Annotated in this window: 21 protein-coding genes; 7 read left to right on the top strand and 14 right to left on the bottom strand. The window is 59.8% G+C overall.

Annotated features, from left to right (window positions below):
• Nucleotides 1-32 precede the first annotated feature (32 nt).
• The 5 genes from ACO08A_RS24680 to ACO08A_RS24660 all read left to right on the top strand — a co-directional run bounded on the left by ACO08A_RS24680 (nt 33) and on the right by ACO08A_RS24660 (nt 3565).
• Nucleotides 33-1286, top strand: coding sequence for a bifunctional 2-C-methyl-D-erythritol 4-phosphate cytidylyltransferase/2-C-methyl-D-erythritol 2,4-cyclodiphosphate synthase (locus ACO08A_RS24680; RefSeq protein ID WP_422038514.1), 1254 nt, complete (start codon nt 33-35; stop codon nt 1284-1286).
• A gap of 7 nt (nt 1287-1293) precedes the next feature.
• Nucleotides 1294-1818, top strand: coding sequence for a CinA family protein (locus ACO08A_RS24675; RefSeq protein WP_422038513.1), 525 nt, complete (start codon nt 1294-1296; stop codon nt 1816-1818).
• 81 nt (nt 1819-1899) lie between these two features.
• Nucleotides 1900-2364, top strand: a complete 465-nt coding sequence (locus ACO08A_RS24670) for a hypothetical protein (RefSeq protein ID WP_422038512.1) — start codon at nt 1900-1902, stop codon at nt 2362-2364.
• Nucleotides 2365-2559: 195 nt separating this feature from the next.
• The gene (locus tag ACO08A_RS24665) at nt 2560-3036 is read left to right on the top strand and encodes a hypothetical protein (RefSeq protein WP_422038511.1); all 477 of its coding nucleotides are present in this window, start codon (nt 2560-2562) and stop codon (nt 3034-3036) included.
• Between the two features lie 94 nt (nt 3037-3130).
• Nucleotides 3131-3565 carry a hypothetical protein gene (locus ACO08A_RS24660; RefSeq protein WP_422038510.1) on the top strand — a complete coding sequence of 145 codons (435 nt, stop codon included), beginning with the start codon at nt 3131-3133 and terminating at the stop codon, nt 3563-3565.
• A 22-nt stretch (nt 3566-3587) separates the two neighbouring features.
• On the opposite strand, the gene ACO08A_RS24655 is transcribed toward ACO08A_RS24660, so the two are convergent.
• The 11 genes from ACO08A_RS24655 to ACO08A_RS24605 form a co-directional block, all read right to left on the bottom strand.
• A complete protein-coding gene (locus ACO08A_RS24655; protein WP_422038509.1) occupies nt 3588-4040 on the bottom strand; it encodes a type II toxin-antitoxin system RatA family toxin in 453 nt (150 codons plus the stop codon).
• A 19-nt stretch (nt 4041-4059) separates the two neighbouring features.
• Nucleotides 4060-5034 carry a lipoyl synthase gene (lipA, locus tag ACO08A_RS24650; protein WP_422038508.1) on the bottom strand — a complete coding sequence of 325 codons (975 nt, stop codon included), beginning with the start codon at nt 5032-5034 and terminating at the stop codon, nt 4060-4062.
• Nucleotides 5035-5090: 56 nt separating this feature from the next.
• Nucleotides 5091-5885 carry a thioesterase family protein gene (locus tag ACO08A_RS24645; RefSeq protein ID WP_422038507.1) on the bottom strand — a complete coding sequence of 265 codons (795 nt, stop codon included), beginning with the start codon at nt 5883-5885 and terminating at the stop codon, nt 5091-5093.
• A 92-nt stretch (nt 5886-5977) separates the two neighbouring features.
• A complete protein-coding gene (locus ACO08A_RS24640; protein WP_306144076.1) occupies nt 5978-6217 on the bottom strand; it encodes a GlsB/YeaQ/YmgE family stress response membrane protein in 240 nt (79 codons plus the stop codon).
• Nucleotides 6218-6264: 47 nt separating this feature from the next.
• Entirely contained in the window at nt 6265-6513 is a 249-nt protein-coding gene (locus ACO08A_RS24635; protein ID WP_420332448.1) for a GlsB/YeaQ/YmgE family stress response membrane protein, read from the bottom strand.
• Between the two features lie 15 nt (nt 6514-6528).
• Complete coding sequence (locus ACO08A_RS24630; protein WP_422038506.1) at nt 6529-6993, bottom strand: hypothetical protein; 465 nt, start codon at nt 6991-6993, stop codon at nt 6529-6531.
• A 61-nt stretch (nt 6994-7054) separates the two neighbouring features.
• Nucleotides 7055-8497, bottom strand: coding sequence for a dihydrolipoyl dehydrogenase (lpdA, locus tag ACO08A_RS24625; RefSeq protein ID WP_422038505.1), 1443 nt, complete (start codon nt 8495-8497; stop codon nt 7055-7057).
• 73 nt (nt 8498-8570) lie between these two features.
• Nucleotides 8571-9896: a pyruvate dehydrogenase complex dihydrolipoamide acetyltransferase gene (locus tag ACO08A_RS24620; RefSeq protein WP_422038504.1), complete on the bottom strand. Its 1326-nt coding sequence runs from the start codon at nt 9894-9896 to the stop codon at nt 8571-8573.
• Nucleotides 9897-9912: 16 nt separating this feature from the next.
• The gene (locus ACO08A_RS24615; protein ID WP_422038503.1) at nt 9913-11292 is read right to left on the bottom strand and encodes a pyruvate dehydrogenase complex E1 component subunit beta; all 1380 of its coding nucleotides are present in this window, start codon (nt 11290-11292) and stop codon (nt 9913-9915) included.
• A 14-nt stretch (nt 11293-11306) separates the two neighbouring features.
• Nucleotides 11307-12356, bottom strand: a complete 1050-nt coding sequence (pdhA, locus tag ACO08A_RS24610) for a pyruvate dehydrogenase (acetyl-transferring) E1 component subunit alpha (RefSeq protein ID WP_421983132.1) — start codon at nt 12354-12356, stop codon at nt 11307-11309.
• Nucleotides 12357-12530: 174 nt separating this feature from the next.
• Complete coding sequence (locus tag ACO08A_RS24605) at nt 12531-12770, bottom strand: FtsB family cell division protein (RefSeq protein WP_422038502.1); 240 nt, start codon at nt 12768-12770, stop codon at nt 12531-12533.
• 226 nt (nt 12771-12996) lie between these two features.
• Between ACO08A_RS24605 and ACO08A_RS24600 the strand changes: the two genes are divergently transcribed.
• Entirely contained in the window at nt 12997-13650 is a 654-nt protein-coding gene (locus ACO08A_RS24600; RefSeq protein WP_422038501.1) for a protein-L-isoaspartate(D-aspartate) O-methyltransferase, read from the top strand.
• A gap of 20 nt (nt 13651-13670) precedes the next feature.
• Here the strand turns inward: ACO08A_RS24600 and mfd are convergent, their stop codons facing one another.
• Entirely contained in the window at nt 13671-17156 is a 3486-nt protein-coding gene (gene mfd, locus ACO08A_RS24595; RefSeq protein WP_422041803.1) for a transcription-repair coupling factor, read from the bottom strand.
• A 16-nt stretch (nt 17157-17172) separates the two neighbouring features.
• Nucleotides 17173-17490, bottom strand: coding sequence for a succinate dehydrogenase assembly factor 2 (locus tag ACO08A_RS24590; RefSeq protein ID WP_422038500.1), 318 nt, complete (start codon nt 17488-17490; stop codon nt 17173-17175).
• A 247-nt stretch (nt 17491-17737) separates the two neighbouring features.
• Here ACO08A_RS24590 and recG point away from each other — a divergent pair, with 247 nt between their 5' ends.
• The gene (gene recG, locus ACO08A_RS24585; protein WP_422038499.1) at nt 17738-19840 is read left to right on the top strand and encodes an ATP-dependent DNA helicase RecG; all 2103 of its coding nucleotides are present in this window, start codon (nt 17738-17740) and stop codon (nt 19838-19840) included.
• Here recG and ACO08A_RS24580 read toward each other — a convergent pair whose 3' ends face one another.
• The gene (locus ACO08A_RS24580; RefSeq protein WP_306144088.1) at nt 19841-20578 is read right to left on the bottom strand and encodes a DUF502 domain-containing protein; all 738 of its coding nucleotides are present in this window, start codon (nt 20576-20578) and stop codon (nt 19841-19843) included.
• Between the last annotated feature and the right edge of the window lies 1 nt (nt 20579).

The raw sequence follows: 20579 nt of genomic DNA, 5'->3' as shown, positions 1-20579 counted from the left end.
TTTTCGCTTCAATTGCCTTCGAGGAGACAACAATGAACAAAACGGCCGCCGCATTGATCGTCGCGGCAGGACGTGGAACGCGCCTTTCGGACCCTGACAATCGCCAGCCGAAGCAGTACAAGACGATTGCCGGACGTCCGATCCTGTCTCATACACTGGACGTCTTCCTGAATCATCCTCGAATCGCAAAAATTATGACGGTCATACATGCAGATGACACCACGCTTTACGGCGAGGCTGTCGCTGCCACGCGTTCTGGGGCTGACGCCACGGAACTAATGACGACGATCGGCGGCGACACCCGTCAACAGTCCGTGCTGGCCGGTTTGAAGGCGCTTGAGGACGCCGGCTGCGACTACGTGCTCATTCACGACGCCGCGCGCCCCTTCGTCTCCGAAACGGTGATTGACGGCATTCTTGCAAGGTTGGACGAGGGTGCGGAGGGCGTGCTCGCGGCTGTTCCGGTTGTCGACACGCTGAAACGGTGCGGCGACGCAGGCGGGCAAATGCAGACGGTCGACCGAAGCAGCTTGTGGGCAGCGCAAACACCGCAGGCTTTTCCGTTCGGGACGATCCTGGCCGCCCATCTGAATGCCGCCGAAGACGGCCGGCATGACTTTACCGACGACACCGGTCTGGCCGAATGGGCCGGCATGACTGTAGAACTGAGTGACGGCGATCCGGTAAACTTCAAGATCACAACGCGGCAGGATCTGGCACGCGCCGAAGGACAGGTAAAACAAATTCCGATGAAGCAGGAAACCCGCACACGCCCCCGGCTGTCAGAGCTGTTGGATGTCCGAACCGGCATCGGATATGACGTTCATGCGTTTGAACCCGGAACGGCCGTTGTACTCGGCGGCGCAATCATTCCCCATGACAGGAAACTCAAGGGGCACTCCGACGCGGATGTTGTGTTACATGCGATTACGGATGCCACGCTTGGTGCGATCGGTGACGGTGACATCGGCAGCCATTTTCCGCCGAGTGATCCCGAGTGGAAAGGCGCTTCCTCCGATCGGTTCCAGCGCGATGCAATGGATCGTTTGACGAAGCTTGGCGGACGGCTTGCCCATATCGACGTCACCATCGTCTGTGAGGAACCCAGGATCGGCCCGCACCGAAAAGGAATCAGACAGGCAATCGCCGAGATCTGCGATGTTCAGGTCTCAAGGGTGTCCGTCAAGGCAACGACATCCGAGCGGCTCGGCTTCACCGGGCGCAGGGAAGGCATTGCGGCACTTGCGAGCGTGACGGTTCGCCTGCCGCTTCCAGAAGACGAGTGAATAGACAATGAAGGATAATCGTCCGGCAAGTCTCGATGACCTTGCCCCCCTGACCCGGGAGGTTCTGGAAGAACTCAAGGACCAGGGCAAAATGATCGCTACGGCCGAATCGTGCACTGGCGGTCTGATTTGTGCCGCCCTAACGGAAATTGCAGGCTCGTCGGTGGCGGTGGACCGGGGCTTCGTGACCTATTCGAACGAGGCGAAAACAGACCTTGTCGGCGTTCCGGCGAGCCTCATCGCGCGGGAAGGTGCCGTCAGCAAGGATGTTGCAATCGCCATGGCTGAAGGCGCACTGGCGCGTTCGAACGGCGATATCTCGGTCTCGGTCACCGGTATCGCGGGACCGGGCGGCGGGTCCGAACACAAGCCCGTCGGCACCGTCCACATAGCGGTTGCAGCCACCGGCAGTCCGACACAGCATTTTCACTGCTGGTTCGCCGATCACGGCCGTCAATCCATACGACTTGAGACCGTGAAGACTGCCCTAACGTCAGTTCTAAATGCACTCAAGGCGGCAAAATCTCATTAACGATCGAATGTGTTCGTGCTGGCGCTGGATGGCAATTCCCCGTATGACTTACGTTGGGTTGAACATCGGTTGTTTTCACGAATGATTTTACGTCTCGCGACATGTCTCGCTGCGCTTTGTGCCGCCACCGCTTCGCATGCGGACTCTCTGCCAAAGCCCGGGGACTACTACCTGATTTCGAGAGATCATGCCGGCAAGTTCCTTGGCAGCCACAAACTGTTCAAGAACGAAAGCGACGACTTGAAGCAGGTCACATACTGCGGAAACGAGTACTTCGTTCGCGACAGTTCCGTCGCCTGGACAGAACTGGAAGCGGAATTCGGCCACGTCGTCCATGTGGAGTTCAACTTCGGCAAGGGATGGCGGCCGATTTGCGCCAATCCCGAGCGCGAGGTGACGCTTGCCGATATCGGAGTTTCCCTGGACGCAAGAGAGGTTTTGGCCGGCGTATCGACAGCCCCCTCGACTGCGAGCCGGCTGGCGACGATCGGCGCCATGTTCCGGACAAGCGTGTTTGAGGACTCCAAGAGCGGCCTCGGCATGTGACCCGCTTCTGCCGCTTGGAATATGCGGGTGAAGCCTTGAATGAATGCGCGTTTTACGAGCACCTAAATTTTTAATAAAACACCCGTGCAGCTTTCAATCCGATAGTGAACTTCACCCCCTACCCTGAGAACAAATGCTTAAAATTTCGCTGGACTTACCGGCACGCAAGCAGCTTCGCGGCAGGGACAACAGACAATGCAATTTCAGAAAATCCTACTCACGATCGGCTTTCTCCTCATTTCATCGACACATGCAGGCGCGCAGGGCGAAATCCCGAGGATTGGCGACACCTATATCATTTCCAGGGATGACGGCCGGAACTTTCGCGGTTCGCACCGGATCTACAACAGACCGGCCGAGGGCCTCGTTGAGGTCGAATACTGCAACCGGTCCTACTGGGTAAGATACGCCACGGTCGCCTGGACCCAACTTGAAGTGGAAAACAGCTACAAGGTGCGGGTGGAATTCAACTGGGGCAAGGGCTGGCGGCCGATTTGCGACCATCCGGAGGAACAGGTGACACTGGAGGGGCTCGGGATTTCCGAAGACCCCCGTGTTGTCGTGCAAAACGGCAGAACCACCGTCGACAAGGCCGGCCGGTTCGCGGCAATACGGGATGCCTTCATGTCCCAGGGCAAGGAAAAAGCGGCCAAATCGTTTCATGACGAATGATTCAATTCGTTACCAATTCGGTAACGAACGGGTAAACAAAATGACCTAAAATTCATGCGTGGGGCGAGCATTGGTTCGGGAGAGGAGCACACGCATGAACCGCTCTTTCACATGTCTGACGATATCGGCGCTGGCAGCAATCTGCAGCGCAACGGCTGCATTTGCCCAGAGTGACTTCTACATCCGGTCACAATATTCGAACGGCACGTTCACCGGCTTCCACGAGATTTTGACCGAGCAGAAGAAAGGCTACCATCAGGCCAGCTACTGCGACCGGGTCTTCTGGGTTTCGTCCGGCACTGTCATCTGGACAGAGGAACAGAACGCAGCCGGCCGCACCCTTGTCCTGGAAGAAAACGACGGCAAGAGCCGCACGATCGTCTGCAAGGACAATGATGCCTTCGCAACGCTGGAGGATCTCGGTCTGTCAAAAGCGGAACTTGCGAAGATACGGGCGGAAAACGAACCGCTCGACATGAAATCAAGCCGCCTGAGAACAATCCGGGACGCCTTCAAGCAATACAAGTGATGCAGACTGATCGTCCGATGCTCTAAACGCCGTAGACATCGTCCGCGCGCGCTTCGAACGCGCTGGAGAATTTCCGGAACGCCTTGTCGAACATCACGCCCATCAAAGACCCGAGCGTGCGGCTCTTGAATTCGTAAGTGATGAAGAAACCGACATTGCATGCCCCTTCCCCGGCCTCCTCGAACGTCCACTTGTTTTCGAGATGCTTGAACGGGCCATCCAGATACTCGACCAGGATCACCTGATCGTCGGGCCGCAATTCAACCCGGCTCGTGAACGTTTCCTTGAACAGCTTGTAAGCCACCGTCATGTCGGCGACGAGAACCGTCAGGCCGCCGTCGAGCTGCTTTCTGCCCCGCACGTGAAGGTCCTGGCAAAGCGGAACGAACTGGGGATACTTTTCAACGTCAGCAACGAGGCGGAACATGTCGTCCGCCTTGTGATTGACTTTGTGCGTTGAAGAAAAACTCGGCATTCGGCGTTTCTGCGTCCGTTCAATGACCAAGCTTGGCTTTTCGTGCTGCACGCAAGTCTGCGAAGTCTTCGCCTGCATGATGGGATGACCGTGTCAGCGGGCTTGCCGAAACCTTCAGGAAGCCCTTTGCGTAGGCGATCCGCTCATAGCCCTTGAACTCCTCCGGCGTCACGAAAGACATCACCGGATGGTGTTTCTTGGACGGCTGCAGATATTGGCCAACGGTCAGGAAATCCACATCGGCTGCCCTAAGGTCGTCCATGAGCTGCAGAACCTCGTTGCGGACCTCGCCCAGGCCGACCATGATTCCGGACTTGGTGAACATTTCCGCATCAAGCTCCTTTGCCTTTTGAAGCAGGCGGATGGAATGGAAATAGCGGGCACCGGGCCGGACCGTGAGATACTTGGACGGAACGGTTTCAAGGTTGTGATTGAACACATCCGGCTTTGCTTCGACCACGATCTCGAGCGCACCCTCTTTCCTGAGAAAGTCGGGTGTCAGGACCTCCACCGTCGTCGACGGCGAGGTCTTGCGGATCGCCGTTATCACATCCGCGAAGTGCCGGGCGCCCCCATCGTCGAGATCGTCCCGGTCCACGGACGTGATAACCACGTGTTCCAGTCCCATGGTCGCAACGGCGTCCGCGACACCCTGCGGCTCTTTGGGATCGACCGGACCCGGCATCCCCGTTCTGACGTTGCAGAACGCACAGGCGCGCGTGCAAGTATCGCCGAGGATCATGAAGCTGGCGTGTTTTTTGGACCAGCACTCGCCGATATTCGGACAGCCGGCCTCTTCACAGACGGTCACCAGGTTGTTCTCGCGCACCACGTTCTGGGTTTCGCGGTAGACCGGTGACGTCGGCGCCTTCACGCGTATCCATTTCGGCTTGCGTTGCACCGGATTGTCCGGACGGTGTTCCTTCTCCGGATGGCGCGGGCGCACATCGGATTTTTCCTGCGGGCGATTGAGCGTGTCTACGATCGTAACCATGGGACCTAAGTGTCGTTATTCCTATGAAAGGTCAAGACATATCGGCGCCGCGTCAGCTATGTGCTGAGCGCAGGCCTCAACAATTCTGAAAATCTCTGGCGTGCCGTTTCCGACAGCGGCAGGGATTTTCGCGTCGCATCGTCCATCTGGACAATCACGGTCGTCGCCTGGGCGGCCGGACGTCCATCCTGATAGACACGCTGAATGAGCTTGAAGGAACTGCGGCCGATTTCCTTGACCGCGGTACCGATCTGGACTTCCCCGGGCCAGTTGATCTCCGACAGGAAGTCGAGTTCGAGCCGTGCGATCACGAATGACGCCCCCTCACACATCAGCTCGTCGCCGAACAGCAGCTCGACCCTGCCCGTTTCCAGAAAGGTGTTGAACACCGCATTGTTGACATGTCCCTGCCGGTCCGTGTCCGCATATCGCAGCTTGTCGGTCGTGATCAGCGGAAAGACGCTTATGCCCGGTTCGGTGCGCTTTTTTGACGACTGTGGCGGCTTGTCCGAAACGACGTAGATATAGGCGGGCACGTCGCCCGCTTCCGTGCGCACCAGTGTCTCTATGCGCTCATATCCTTCGCCTTCGAAGGCATCCAGCCGGTCCCAGTGCTCGACCAGCTCGGAAGATTCGAACACGAGAACTTCGATGGTCTGACCTTCGGGGTCAAGCACCAGTCCGGGAAAACCGAGCGCAGCTCCCCAGCCCGACTGAACAAGCCGGCCCCGCACGCTTCCCTCGCGCCAGCGGCCGGGTATTTCGGCGAGCTGCGCATGGTTCGCACGTCCGGGCGCGAGTGTCCCGTATGTGGCAAGTCTGAAGTCCGGCGTTTCCAGCTGTCTTTCCATCAATTGCTCATGCTCCCCGTCAATCGGTCCGCCCCCGAGCAAGGATCAGGGAAGCTGCGGCGATGCCGCGGCCGACCGGTCATGTGCGGAATTCACTTGAAGACCTTCTTCCAGATGAACAGGAACAGGATCGCGCCGACGATGGCGACGATCAGACGGTCGATGACACCGCCCGCCAGGTTCAGATTGAGTATCGATGCCAACTCTCCGCCGAGAAGCGCACCGATCAGGCCAACGACGAGACTGCCGAGAAAGCCGCCCCGGCTGTTGAGAACCCTATGGGCGACGGCACCGGCGATCAGACCTATTATGGCGGAGATTATCAGCCCCATACCTGTTCCTTTTCAGACGCTGCACCTGGGGCTCCGGCGATCTCGCCTCAAGCGAGGATCCGTGCGATCAGTACGACCACAACAGCCCCAATGGAAGCCACGAGTATTTCATTCAGATAGGGATTGCCGAGATCGATGTTAATCCCAAAAAACTTGAAGATGAAGCCACCGACGAAAGCGCCGATTATTCCGGTCAGCAGATACCGTATCAAGCCACCGCCACCGACCAGGATACTGGCGAGCCAGCCTGCGATAATGCCGATCGCAACCCAGATCAGAATTGACTTTGCATCCATGACAACCCTCCCACGTCAGTCATTCGCACCGGACCCGTGTTCCGCCCGGTCTAGGACCTCAGTGTAGCTGAACCCGGTCGTATCACAACTCACCGAAACGACCTCAAGGGCGTTGCCGGCGAAAAAGCGGGCCGGTTTGGGCAGCTCGAGACCGAACACGATCCCCTCATGCAAAACGCATTTGGTCGTCAATTTCCGCTTTGGAGCCTCAAGCGTGACATTGATGAAATGTGTCCCGGTGCGGAACGGTGCGTCCAGAACGTCCTCCGCATGTAGTCGATAGTACCGGAAACAGGGAATGCGTCCCTCTGCCTGCCTTTCGATGAAAAATCGTCGCGAAAGCTGCCGGCGGGCGCGCTCGGATTGTTCCGGCGGCAGCCACCCGATGGCCGCATCGAGGATCTTTGCCTCGTGCGGCCTGAGCGACCAGCTCCCTTCCCGGCAGACATACCTCAATCCATCCAGGAGATAGGCAAACACGGGTGGCGCCTCCTCTCGATGTGGGGGCCCCGCACGGACACGGGGCCGCCGGATGGCCGGACTACATGTTCAGCACGCGTCCATAGGCATCGAGCACCGACTCCTTCATCATTTCCGAGAGAGTCGGATGCGGGAACACCGTGTGCATGAGGTCTTCTTCCGTTGTCTCCAGGTTCATGGCGACAACATAGCCCTGGATAAGCTCGGTCACCTCGGCGCCGACCATGTGGGCTCCAAGCAGCTGACCCGTCTTGGCATCGAAGATCGTCTTGATGAGCCCTTCCGGTTCACCGAGCGCAATCGCCTTGCCGTTCCCGATGAACGGGAAGCGCCCGACCTTGATGTCGTATCCGGCTTCCTTGGCTTTCGGCTCGGTCAGACCGACGGACGCGACCTGGGGATGACAGTAGGTGCATCCCGGGATCATCGACTTGTCCATTGCGTGAACATCCTTGCCGGCAATCTTTTCGACGCAGATGACACCTTCGTGTTCCGCCTTGTGCGCGAGCATCGGCGGCCCGGCGACATCGCCGATGGCATAGATGCCTGGGACGCTGGTGCGGCCGTAGCCGTCGATCACCACGCAGCCGCGGTCGGTTTTGACACCCAGTTCCTCGAGACCGAGATTTTCGATGTTGCCAACAACACCGACTGCGGAGATCAGCTTTTCGGCTGTCAGGTCCTGCTTCTTGCCGTCTTTGGTCTCTACCGTCGCGGTCACACCCTTGGCGCTTTTCTTGACCTGGGACACCTTGGCTTCAAGCAGGAACTTGATGCCCTGTTTTTCCATCTGCTTCTTGGCGAGCGCGGAAATTTCGGGATCCTCGACCGGCATGATGGTCGGCATCATCTCGATGACCGTCACATCTGCGCCCATGGTCTTGTAGAACGACGCAAACTCGATGCCGATCGCCCCCGATCCCATCACGATCAGGGACTTCGGCATGGTCGGGGGCACCATGGCCTCGAAATAGGTCCAGATGTCCTTGCCGTCCGGCTCGATACCCGGAATGACGCGCGGACGCGCACCGGTCGCCACGATGATGTGCTTGGCCTTGTAAACGCCCTCGCCCTTCGTGCCTTTCGGCGCGGGGTGCTGGGGTTCCATGGCCTTCTTGGAGGTCTTCGAAACGGTGACCTCGCCGGCCTTGGTCACTTTGCCCTCGCCCCAGATGATGTCGACCTTGTTCTTCTTCATAAGGAATCCGACGCCGCCGGCAAGCTGCCCGGACACGCCGCGTGACCGGCTGACAACGGCTGCCGGATCGAACGAGATCTTCTCGGCGGACAGGCCGTAGTTCTTGGCATGTTGCATGTAATGGTAGATTTCGGCGGACCGCAAAAGCGCCTTGGTCGGGATACAGCCCCAGTTGAGGCAGATGCCTCCCATGTGCTCGCGTTCGACGATCGCGGTCTTGAAACCGAGCTGCGCGGAACGGATTGCGGTCACGTAACCACCCGGCCCGGAGCCGATGATGATCACATCGTAGTTGGTATCAGCCATGGTGTTCTTCCCCGGCGAAAGAAATCATCGTTCAGATACGGCGCGGCATCATCACCGCGCCGCAGAGCATGCATCAGACCAGCATGCTCATCGGGTTTTCGATGTAGCCCTTGAAGGCGCCCAGCAACTGCGCACCGAGTGCGCCGTCGACGCAACGGTGGTCCGTGGAGAGCGTCACCGTCATGACCGTCGCGATCGCCACCGCATCGTTCTTGACAACGGCGCGCTTCTCGCCGGCTCCGACGGCGAGGATGGTCGCGTGCGGCGGGTTCACGACCGCCGAGAAGTCCTTCACGCCCATCATGCCCATGTTGGAGACGGCCGTGGTGCCGCCCTGGTACTCTTCTGGCTTCAGCTTGCGCTCTTTCGCCCGCTTGCCCAGGTCCTTCATCTGGTTGGAGATGACGGACAGCGGCTTTTCCTCTGCCCGCCGGATGATCGGTGTGATCAGCCCGCCCGGGATCGAAACGGCAACGCCGACATCCGCATGCTTGTGCATGACCATGTTCTCGTCGGTCCAAGAAACATTCGCGTCCGGAACATCGCGCAACGCCAGTGCCAGGGCCTTGATGGTCATGTCATTCACCGACAGCTTGTAGGCAGGCTTGCCGTCCTTGTCGGTTGCAGCAGCGCCATTGAGCTGAGCCCGAAGCGCCAAAAGCGCGTCGAGTTCACAATCGACCGACACGTAGAAATGCGGGATCGTCTGCTTGGACTCCGTCAGGCGTTTCGCGATCGTCTTGCGCATGCCGTCATGCGGCACGAGTTCGTAGGAGTCCTCATCGAACAGCTTCAGAACCTGATCCGCGGACGGCCCAGTTGCAGGTGCCGGCGCAGATGCTGCCGCCTTCGGCGCTTCGGCTGCCGGGGCAGCCTTTCCGGTTCCCGCGGCAACGGCTGCCTCGATGTCGCGCTTGACGATCCGGCCGTGCGGACCAGTGCCTGTAAGCGCTGAAAGATCGAGGCTGTTCAGCTTGGCAAGGCGGCGTGCGAGCGGTGAGGCAAAAATGCGCGATCCGTCATTGGCGACAGGCGCCGGACCCGCAGGTGCGGGCGCTGCCGATGCAGGTGCGGCCGCGGCCGGCGCTTCGGCTGGTGCGGCAGCAGCAGCAGGCGCCGGGCTGGCAGAGGCCGTATCGATGGATCCGGCATCCTCACCGTCTTCAAGAAGCACGGCGATCAGTTCGTTGACCTTGACCCCGGCGGTGCCTTCGGGAACCACTATTTTGCCGACCGTTCCCTCGTCCACGGCCTCGACTTCCATCGTGGCCTTGTCGGTCTCGATTTCCGCGATGACATCGCCGGCGGAAACCTGATCGCCTTCCTTGACCAGCCATTTGGCCAGGTTGCCCTCTTCCATGGTCGGAGAAAGGGCCGGCATGGTGATATTGATTGGCATGTCCGTCTCCCTCGCCTCAGGCTGTGTACGTCACGGCCTTGACCGCTTCGATGACTTCCGGAACGCTCGGCAATGCAAGCTTTTCAAGATTTGCCGCATAAGGCATCGGAACGTCCTTGCCGGTCACGCGCAGGATCGGCGCATCCAGATAGTCGAAGGCCTGTTCCTGCACCTGGAAGGCGATCTCGGAGGAGACCGAACACATCGGGAAAGCTTCCTCGATCGTGACGACCCGGCCCGTTTTCCGGACCGAAGCAAGCACCGTTTCGATATCCAGCGGACGGATCGTGCGCAGGTTGATGACTTCTGCGGAAATGCCCATTGCGGCAAGCTCGTCGGCGGCCTGCAACGTGTAGGTCATGCCGATGCCCCAGGAGACAAGCGTGACGTCCGTGCCACCGCGTTCGACCTTCGCCTTGCCGATCGGCAGAACGAAATCGTCCATGTCCGGGATCTCGAACGAATGTCCGTAGAGGATCTCGTTCTCCAGGAAAATGACCGGGTTCGGATCGCGGATGGCCGCTTTCAGCAGGCCTTTCGCGTCAGCCGCAGAATACGGCTGGACCACCTTGAGACCCGGCACATGCGCATACCAGGACGCATAGTCCTGCGAGTGCTGCGCGCCGACCCTGGCCGCCGCGCCGTTCGGACCGCGGAAGACGATCGGAGCCCCCATCTGTCCGCCGGACATGTAGAGCGTCTTGGCTGCCGAGTTGATGATCTGATCGATCGCCTGCATGGCGAAGTTGAACGTCATGAACTCGACGATCGGCTTCAGCCCCGCCATCGCGGCACCGACGCCGAGACCGGTGAAACCGTGTTCGGTGATCGGTGTATCGATCACGCGCTTTGCGCTGAATTCATCCAGGAGGCCCTGGGTGATCTTGTAGGCACCCTGGTATTCGGCAACTTCCTCGCCCATGACGAAGACATCGGCATCGCGGCGCATTTCCTCGGCCATCGCATCGCGCAGCGCTTCACGCACCGTCGAGCTCTTCATGGCAGTTCCTGCCGGAATTTCAGGGTCTTCGGCAGGTTCCGACACGACCGGGGCGGCAGGCGCCGCAGGTGCGCTCGGTGCCTCAGTCGCAGCAGGCGACGGCGCGGCGGCAGCGGGCGCTGCGGCAGCCGTATCGATCGCACTTGCATCTTCCCCTTCACCGAGCAGAACAGCGATCTTCTCATTGACCTTGACGTTGTCCGTCCCTTCCGGAACCAGGATTTTGCCAAGCGTTCCCTCGTCGACCGCCTCGACTTCCATCGTGGCCTTGTCGGTTTCGATCTCGGCGATCACGTCGCCTGCGGTGACGGCGTCGCCCTCGGCCTTGAGCCACTTGGCGAGCTTGCCCTCTTCCATTGTCGGCGAGAGCGCCGGCATCAAAATATCAATCGGCATATTTTCCCCCGGCCTTAGAGCAGAATGTCCGTGTAGAGTTCAGACGCATCCGGCTCCGGATCGTTCTGTGCGAATTCGGCGGCTTCGGCGACGCGCGCGCGCACGTCCTTGTCGATGGCCTTGAGATCGTCTTCCGACGCCCAGCCCTTCTCGATCAGACGCGCCCGGACCTGTTCGATCGGGTCGTGCTCCGTCCGCATCTTCTGGACTTCGTCCTTGGAGCGGTATTTCGCCGGATCCGACATCGAGTGGCCACGATACCGGTAGGTGATCATTTCCAGGATGTAGGGACCCTTGCCGTCGCGGCACCAGGCAAGCGCCTTGTCGGAGGCCGCCTTGACCGCGCGCACATCCATGCCGTCGACCTGCTCGCCAGGAATGCCGAAGGACGCACCGCGCTGCGAGAGGTCCGTGGTCGCGGACGCACGCGAGACGCTCGTGCCCATGCCATACTTGTTGTTCTCGATCACGTAGACGACCGGGAGCTTCCAAAGTTCGGCCATGTTGAAGCTTTCATAGACCTGGCCCTGGTTGGAAGCGCCATCGCCGAAGAATGCCATGGAGACATTGCCGTTCTCGCGATACTTGTTCGCGAATCCGAGACCGGTGCCAAGCGACACCTGTGCGCCTACGATGCCGTGCCCGCCGTAGAAATGCTTTTCCTTGGAGAACATGTGCATGGAGCCGCCCTTGCCCTTGGATAGGCCGCCGCGGCGTCCGGTGAGCTCGGCCATGACCGCGCCCGGATCGAGATCCATGGCCAGCATGTGGCCGTGGTCGCGATAACCGGTGATCATCTGATCGCCGTCCTTCTTGGCCATCTGCATACCGACGACGACAGCTTCCTGTCCGATATACAAATGACAAAAACCGCCGATGAGGCCCATGCCGTACAATTGTCCGGCTTTTTCCTCGAATCGGCGGATCAGAAGCATTTCACGGTAAGCGTGGAGTTCATCGTCCTTGTCGAACTCGGCGATCGCAGGCTTCGCTTTCTTGGCGGTGCTGCGGGTCCGGCTGGCGCTCTTGGAGCGAGCGGAAGTGGTCTTTGATGCTGTGGCCATAACCCTCTTCTCGGCGTGACGTTTCCCCTAAGACAGGTAGCTGCAACTTATCCTGTTGCACATGTCAATCCAATCATATTTAACGGGACATATGAAGCGATTTAACTCACTGAAAAAGTGAAATAATTTTAATTTTAACCGGAATTTTGTTAACTCGCAAAAATGAACTGAAAATCAGTTTACTTCGTAACGGCGGCCGGGACGCAGCACGACCAGTTCGTTCGCATGCACGAGATTGAGGTTCAGCCGCGCGCGCTCGTCGAGCATATCAGGATCGAGACTTTCCGGGCGGAGCAGGCTGACACGGGCAACCAGTTCCTGGCGTTCGGCAATCAGGTCTTCCAGATCTGTTTCCAGTTCCGAAACCTGGCTTTCGATCATCGCCCGACCGACCATTCCAAGTTCACCGCTCATGGCATGGAACCCGAAATAACCAAGAGCTGCAATGGCAATTGCAGGCGTGATGAGACGGCGGAGGAAGGATTGCTTTCGCTGACGTGTCGCTGCTCGGGGCACTCTTAAGGACCTTGACGCTGTACTGATGGCCGCTTGGTGTCACCACTATGCGAGGTTAGGTTTAATAGAGTCTTGAGATTGCTATTCAAATGCATCCAAATTTCGGGAAAGACGGAGCGAGCCGATGGATCCGTATGAAACCGAGCGCGACACCATGATACGCGATCAACTGGAACGCCGCGGCCTTGAAAATCCGCGCGTTCTTGCCGCGATGCGTGCGGTCCCAAGGCACCTTTTCGTGAAGAGCAATCTCCGCGAACATGCCTACGCCGACAGGCCGCTGACTATCGGCTTCTTTCAGACAATCTCCCAGCCCTATGTGGTCGCCCTCATGTGCGATCTTCTTGAACTGAAGGAAACGGACAATGTTCTGGAAATCGGTACCGGTTCCGGTTATGCCGCGGCCGTGCTGTCGCAGCTCTGCGAGCGCGTGACAACTGTCGAGCGTATTCCCGAACTCGCAGAAAAGGCACGTGAGACCCTGACGCAGGCGGACTGTCCGAACGTCACCGTTCATTGCGGGGATGGATCACTGGGATTTCCGCAAGAGGCGCCGTTCGACGCCATCCTCGTTTCAGCGGCAGCGCCGTCTGTTCCTGAAAGTTACAGGCAGCAACTGGGCATCGGTGGCCGGATTGTCATACCGGCCGGTCAATCCAGATCTGCCCAGTCGCTCTACCGGGTTCGCAAGAAATCCGACACCGAGTTCTCAACGGAAGATCTCGGCGGTGTCGCTTTTGTGCCCCTGATCGGTGAAGAAGGTTGGAGAGACGTCTGAAAGAAAGACGACCCTTCCCCCTACGCAGCCGCCAGCTTCGCCAGTTTCGTCAGGATTGTCGCGGTGCCCTTGAGGCGTGAGTCGGTCTTTTCCCAGTCACGGGTCAGCACGACCCGCTGATCCGGGCGGATCTTGGCAAGAACGCCCTGCTCCGCGATGTAGGACACGAGCCCCGCGGGATTGGAAAACTCACTGTTTCGGAAACCGACAACCATGCCCTTCGGCCCGGCATCGACCTTCTCGACATTCGCCTTGCGGCACAGGCCCTTGATGTAGACGATCTTCAGGAGGTGCTGAACCTCTTCCGGCAGCGGTCCGAAACGGTCGATCAGTTCGGCACCGAAGGCGTCGATCTCCTCGGCCTCGACCACATCACCGAGCCGCCGGTAAAGCTGGAGCCGCAGTTGCAGGTCCGCAACGTAGTCCTCGGGGATGAGCACCGGGGTACCGATATTGATCTGCGGAGACCACTGTTCCTCGCCAAAATCCGCGCCGCCATCCTTGAGCTGCGCAACCGCTTCTTCCAGCATCTGCTGGTAGAGCTCGAATCCGACTTCCTTGATGTGTCCGGACTGCTCCTCACCGAGCAGGTTCCCTGCCCCGCGGATGTCCAGGTCGTGGCTGGCAAGCTGAAAGCCCGCTCCGAGGGTTTCCAGCGATTGCAGAACCTTCAAACGCCGCTCGGCCGTTGCCGTGAGCGTCTTGTTGGCCGGAACGGTGAACAGCGCGTAGGCGCGTGTTTTCGACCGCCCGACGCGTCCGCGGAGCTGGTAGAGCTGGGCGAGGCCGAACATGTCGGAGCGGTGAACGATCAGCGTGTTGGCCGTGGGAATGTCCAGCCCGGATTCCACGATGGTGGTGGACAGGAGAACATTGTACTTGCCCTCGTAGAACGCGTTCATCACGTCCTCCAGTTCACCCGGCGGCATCTGTCCGTGGGCGACCGCGACCTTCAGTTCCGGCACCTGTTCTTCCAGAAAGGCCAGACGCTCCGCGATGTCCGACAGGCGCGGACACACGTAAAAGCTCTGGCCGCCGCGGTAGTGTTCCCGCAACAGCGCTTCGCGCACGACCAGCGGATCGAAGGGCGACACGAACGTGCGCACGGCCAGCCGGTCGACCGGCGGCGTTGCAATGAGGGAAAGCTCGCGTACACCGGTCAGCGCCAGCTGCAGCGTGCGCGGGATCGGCGTCGCCGACAGGGTCATGACGTGAACGTCGGATTTCAGTTCCTTCAGGCGCTCCTTGTGCTTGACACCGAAGTGCTGTTCTTCATCGATGATCAGCAGCCCGAGGTCGCGGAACGTGATTGATTTTCCCAACAGCGCGTGGGTTCCGACGACGATGTCGACCGACCCGTCGGCAATACCCTTCTTGGTCAGGGTCAACTGTTTTGCCGGGACGAGCCTGGAGGCATGGCCGACATTGATCGGCAGACCGTGGAACCGCTCGGAAAAGGTCTTGTAGTGCTGCCGGGCCAGCAAGGTGGTCGGCACGACAACGGCCACCTGGCGCCCCGACATGGCGGCAATGAAGGCTGCGCGCAGCGCGACTTCGGTTTTCCCGAAGCCGACATCGCCGCAGATCAGGCGGTCCATCGGACGCCCGGAGGAAAGATCCTCGAAAACCGCGTCGATCGCCGTCAGCTGGTCGTCGGTTTCTTCATAAGGGAAGCGGGTCGCGAACTCATCGTAGACCCCCTCCGGCGTTTCCACCACGGGCGCGGTTTTCAGGGCGCGTTCGGCAGCCGTCTTGATGAGGCCGTCGGCGATCTCGAGGATACGCTTCTTGAGCTTCGCCTTGCGCGCCTGCCAGGCACCGCCACCCAGCTTGTCCAGTTGCGCTTCCTGGTCCTCGGACCCGTAGCGCGACAGCAGTTCGATATTCTCCACCGGCAGATAAAGCTTGTCGCCACCGGCATATTGCAGCTCGAGGCAATCATGCGGTGCGCCCACCGCCTCGATCGTTTTCAGCCCGATGAACCGGCCGATACCGTGTTCGACGTGAACCACGAGATCGCCCTCGGAAAGCCCCGTCGCCTCTGTGATGACATTGGCGCCCTTGGACTTGCGCCGCGACTTGCGCACCAGACGGTCGCCGAGAATGTCCTGTTCGCCGACAAAGGCGATGTCTTTCAGCTCAAACCCTTGTTCGATCCCGAGCACACACAGTGCGGTGGTTTTGGCTGGGAGCCGGTCCGCGTCCTTGAGTGTACCGACGTCTTGCACGGCCCCAAGTCCGTGATCGCCCAGGATCTGTCCGAGCCGGTCCCGCGAGCCGTCGGACCAGCACGCGATGACGGTCCGTTTGCCCTCGGACTGAAGCTCGCGCACGTGGCTTGTCAGGGCGTCGAATATGTTGACGTCCCCGGCGGCGCGCTCCGCGGCAAAGCTGCGGCCCTGTCTGCCGCCAAGTTCGATAACCGTTTTTCCGGTCCCCGGCGGCGGCGTGAACGGATCGAGAGTGGCGCTCGCCCGGTCGGCGATCGTGGCAGTCCACTCGCTTTCCGCAAAATAGAGTTTGCCGGGTTCCACCGGCATGTAGGGCACCGTGCCGGAGCTTGCCCCCATCTCTTTTGCTTCCTGGCGCGCCGTGTAGTGTTCGCCGATCTGTGCGAGTCGCTCGCGGACCGCATCGGCCGCGTTCGCATCCAGGACAAGCGGTGTATCGCCGATATAGTCGAACAGCGTTTCAAGACGCTCGTGAAACAGCGGCAGCCAGTGCTCCATGCCCGCATACCGGCGGCCGTCGCTGATCGACTGATAAAGAACGTCTTCGCGGCTGGCCGCGCCGAACATTGCCAGGTAGGAGCGGCGGAACCGCGAGATCGCCTCATCCGACAAGACGACTTCGCTCATCGGCACGAGGTCCAGGCGCTTCAGCTGTTTCGATGTCCGCTGGGTCTCGGCATTGAAGGAACGGATGGATTCCAGCGTGTCGCCGAAAAAGTCGAGCCTGACGGGTTCCTCCGAACCGGGTGCAAAGAGATCGATGATCCCCCCGCGCACGGCGTATTCACCGGTTTCGCGTACCGTCGGTGTGCGGGAAAAGCCGTTCATTTCCATCCAGCTGGAAATCGCGGACATGTCGACCTGGTTTCCCGGCGCCATCGAGATGGTCTGCTCCGCCATGAACCCGCGTTCCGGCATGCGCTGAACGGCAGCATTCAGCGTCGTCATCAGGACGGTTTTCCGGCCTTCTGGTATGCCCCGCGCCAGCTGCCCGAGCGCCAGGAGCCGCCGGGCACTGATTGCCGGATTGGGAGACACGCGGTCAAAGGGCAGACAATCCCAGGCGGGCAACTGCAGGACATCGACATCAGGTTCGAAAAACGCCAGTGCTTCGCTGACCATCGCCATGCGGGTTGCATCACGCGCAACGAAGACAAGCGCAAGGCCATCGGTCTTGCTCTCGGCAAGCAGCCTGGCAAGCGCATAGCTTTCCGCGCCGTCGGGCACACCGGCAAGCGTCACGTTTGCCCGGTCGTTCAGCAGGCTGTCAAACACGGCCATTCTTCCTGTCCTAACTGACGAAACCGGCGGGACCGGCTGCATCGTGATAGGCGATGATCCGGCGGTAGAGCGGCCCGTCCCACTCGGCGGGCAACGGCTTTCGCCCGGTCATCCATGCATAGAGATCCTGGTCATGCGCGGTCAGAAGATGTTCCAGTTCCAGAAGTTCCTCCTCCGAAAGCCTGTCAATTTCTGCATTTGCAAAGCCGCCCAGCAGAAGGTCCATTTCCTTCATGCCGCGGTGCCAGCAGCGGAACAGGATCCGCTTGCGCCGCGGGTCGCGCTCGTTTCTGGAAGTGTCGCTTGTCCTGCCGGTGGGATCGCTCATGAGTGGCCTATCTGGAAACGGGCAAACAGGGACCGGAGACGGGCCGTCTCGACGGGTTGCAGGCCGCATGTGAATTCGTGACGGTTATATAACGCTGTAGAACGGGATTGTCAGCGCTTTCTCGCCTGCCCGCACACTTATTTGTTCACATATTGTTCCGCCTGTTGCACCGATCCTCCGCTTCGTGGCAGAACTGGCGAAGAATTCAATCAAGCGAATGCCTCAAGGCAGAGGTTCTTTACGCAAGATGCGCCCTCCGGTTCTCGATCCCCTGTTTGCGCCCGTCTCCACGTTGCCGGGCATCGGACCCAAGATCGCCAAGCTCGTTTCCGGGCTCGTGGGCGGTCAGCCGGACCGGGACGCGACGGTTTCCGATCTTCTCTTCCACATTCCCCACAACCTCATCGACCGGCGGCACAGACCCGGGATTGCCTATTCTGAGAACGGCGACATCGTCACGCTTGATGTCACGATCGGACGTCATCAGGCACCGCCGAGACATTCAAAAGCGCCCTACAAGATCCCGGCCTATGACGACACAGGACAGATCAGCTTCGTTTTCTTTCATCCAAGGCGGGACTGGCTGGAAAAAACCTTTCCGGAAGGCGAACGGCGGATCGTCTCTGGCAAGGTCGAGTGGTTCAACGACCGTCCGCAGATGGTCCATCCGGACTATTCTCTCAAACCCGAAGAAGCGGCCCAGATGCCGGCAATCGAGCCGGTCTATCCTTTGACGGCGGGCCTCGCCTCCAAGACGCTGCAAAAGGCGATGCGCGCGGCGCTTGAGCGGGTCCCGCACCTGCCGGAATGGCTGAACCTGCCATATCTCCGGCAGACCGGCTGGCCAGACTTTCACGACGCCCTGCAAACGTTGCACCTGCCGAAGGAGCGGCAAGACATCGAGCCGCAGTCACCCTATATGCAGCGCCTGGCCTATGACGAACTCCTGGCGAGCCAGCTTGCGCTCGCGATGGTCCGGGCCAACATGCGCACGCTCGGCGGCGTGTCCCGAAATCCGGACGGAAAGCTGCAGAAGGCCGTCATCGGCGCCCTGCCCTTCCAACTGACCGCAAGCCAGTCAAATGCGATAAAGGAAATCAACCAGGACCTTGCCGAACCGACCCGGATGCTGCGCCTTCTCCAGGGCGATGTCGGCTCGGGCAAGACCGTCGTCGCGCTCGCGGCGCTGGCGCAGGTGATCGAAACAGGTGCGCAGGGCGGGCTCATGGCGCCGACCGAGATCCTCGCGCGCCAGCATTACGCCTCCATGATGCCTCTTTGCGAAAAGACAGGCATCCGGCTGGCGCTGATGACCGGCAAGGACAGCCAAAAAGAGCGGCGCCTGCTTCAGGAAAAACTGGATGCCGGCGAAATCGACCTCGTTGTGGGAACGCACGCACTGTTTCAGGGATCGGTTACGTTCCAGAATCTCGGCATGGTCGTTGTCGATGAACAGCATCGCTTCGGTGTCCACCAGAGGCTTGCCCTCTCCGGCAAGGGCCAGGGCGTCGATGTTCTCGTCATGACCGCGACACCCATCCCGCGCACGCTCGTGCTGACGTGTTTCGGGGACATGGATGTTTCCCGCCTCACCGACAAACCGGCAGGCCGCAAACCGATCAAGACCGTGTCCGTGTCACTCGACCGTCTGGACGAGATCATCGCCCGCGTCGGCGCTGCCATTGCGGAGGGGCAGAAGGTCTATTGGGTCTGCCCGCTCGTCGAGGAGTCTGAAAAGATCGATCTCGCCGCCGTAGAGGACCGGCATCGCGTGCTCCAGCACGCTTTGCACCAAGCGGTGTCACTGGTGCATGGCCGCATGAATGCGGAGCAAAAAGACGCCGCCATGTCCGCTTTCAAGAACGGCGAAACCAGGGTGCTTGTCGCCACGACCGTGATCGAGGTCGGTGTCGACGTTCCCGATGCGACCATCATTGTCATAGAGCACGCGGAACGGTTCGGCCTTGCGCAGTTGCACCAGCTCCGTGGACGTGTCGGCCGTGGCGACAAGCCCTCGTCCTGTGTCCTGCTCTACAAGGGGCCGCTGGGCGAAACGGCCGGCGCACGCCTCAACATCATGCGCGAAACCAATGACGGCTTCCTGATCGCGGAAGAAGATCTGAAACTGCGCGGAGGCGGAGAAATTCTGGGAACCCGTCAATCCGGCACACCCGGTTTTCGCATCGCGCGCGCAGACGAACATGCAGACCTGATGGAAGTTGCCCGGGACGATGCAAAGCTCATTCTAGAAACGGATCCGGACCTCAAGTCAGACCGGGGCCAAGCGCTTCGCTGTTTGCTGTACCTCTTCGGCCGCGACGCGGCGATCAGGCTGTTGAGGGCCGGCTGATCAGGCATCCTCGCGTTTGCGGATACGCTCAAGCTTCTCCGGTTCGGCGATTACATCCTCGAGAATATCGGGAAGGTCAGGGCTGACGAGCCCTGCCGAGATGACCAGCTTGGCGGCGTCCTCGACACCCATCGACAACTCGACGATGTCCTCCTTGGGAACGAACAGCAGGAACCCCGATGTCGGGTTCGGCGTCGTCGGAAGAAACACCGACACCGTGCTTGCCTTTTTCCTCAGCCTTTCCGCGACCTCACCCTTGGTTTCAGTCGAGATGAACACGATCGCCCAGAGACCCTTGCGCGGATACTCGATCAGCGCGGCCTTGGTGAAACTGTTGCCGCGCTCATCAAGCACTGTCTCAAAAATCTGCTTCAAACCACTGTAAACATTGCGTACGAGCGGCATGCGACCGACAATTCCCTCGCCGGCTGAAATCAGGCTGCGCCCAAGGAAATTAGCTGCCAGAAATCCAACGATCGTTAGCACGAAAATCGCGACGATCAGGCCGAAACCCGGAACGGAAAACGGCAGATAGGTCTCGGGATTGTAGATCTTGGGAACAAAAGGTTTAACCCAGCCGTCCACCCACTTGATGAAGGTCCAGGTCAGCCAGAGGGTAATGCCAATCGGGCCTGTAATGACCAGGCCGGTCAGAAAGTAGTTGCGAAGGCGCGTTGCCGCACCCGGTCTGTGACCTTTGATCGGCGTGTCTTCTGGTTTATGCTTGTTGCGGCTCATA

It is taken from the genome of Roseibium sp. (genome assembly GCF_965232425.1).
Classification (GTDB): Bacteria; Pseudomonadota; Alphaproteobacteria; order Rhizobiales; family Stappiaceae; genus Roseibium.
The sequence above is the reverse complement of the archived record's forward strand: the minus strand, read 5'-3'. Positions and strand labels throughout refer to the sequence as shown.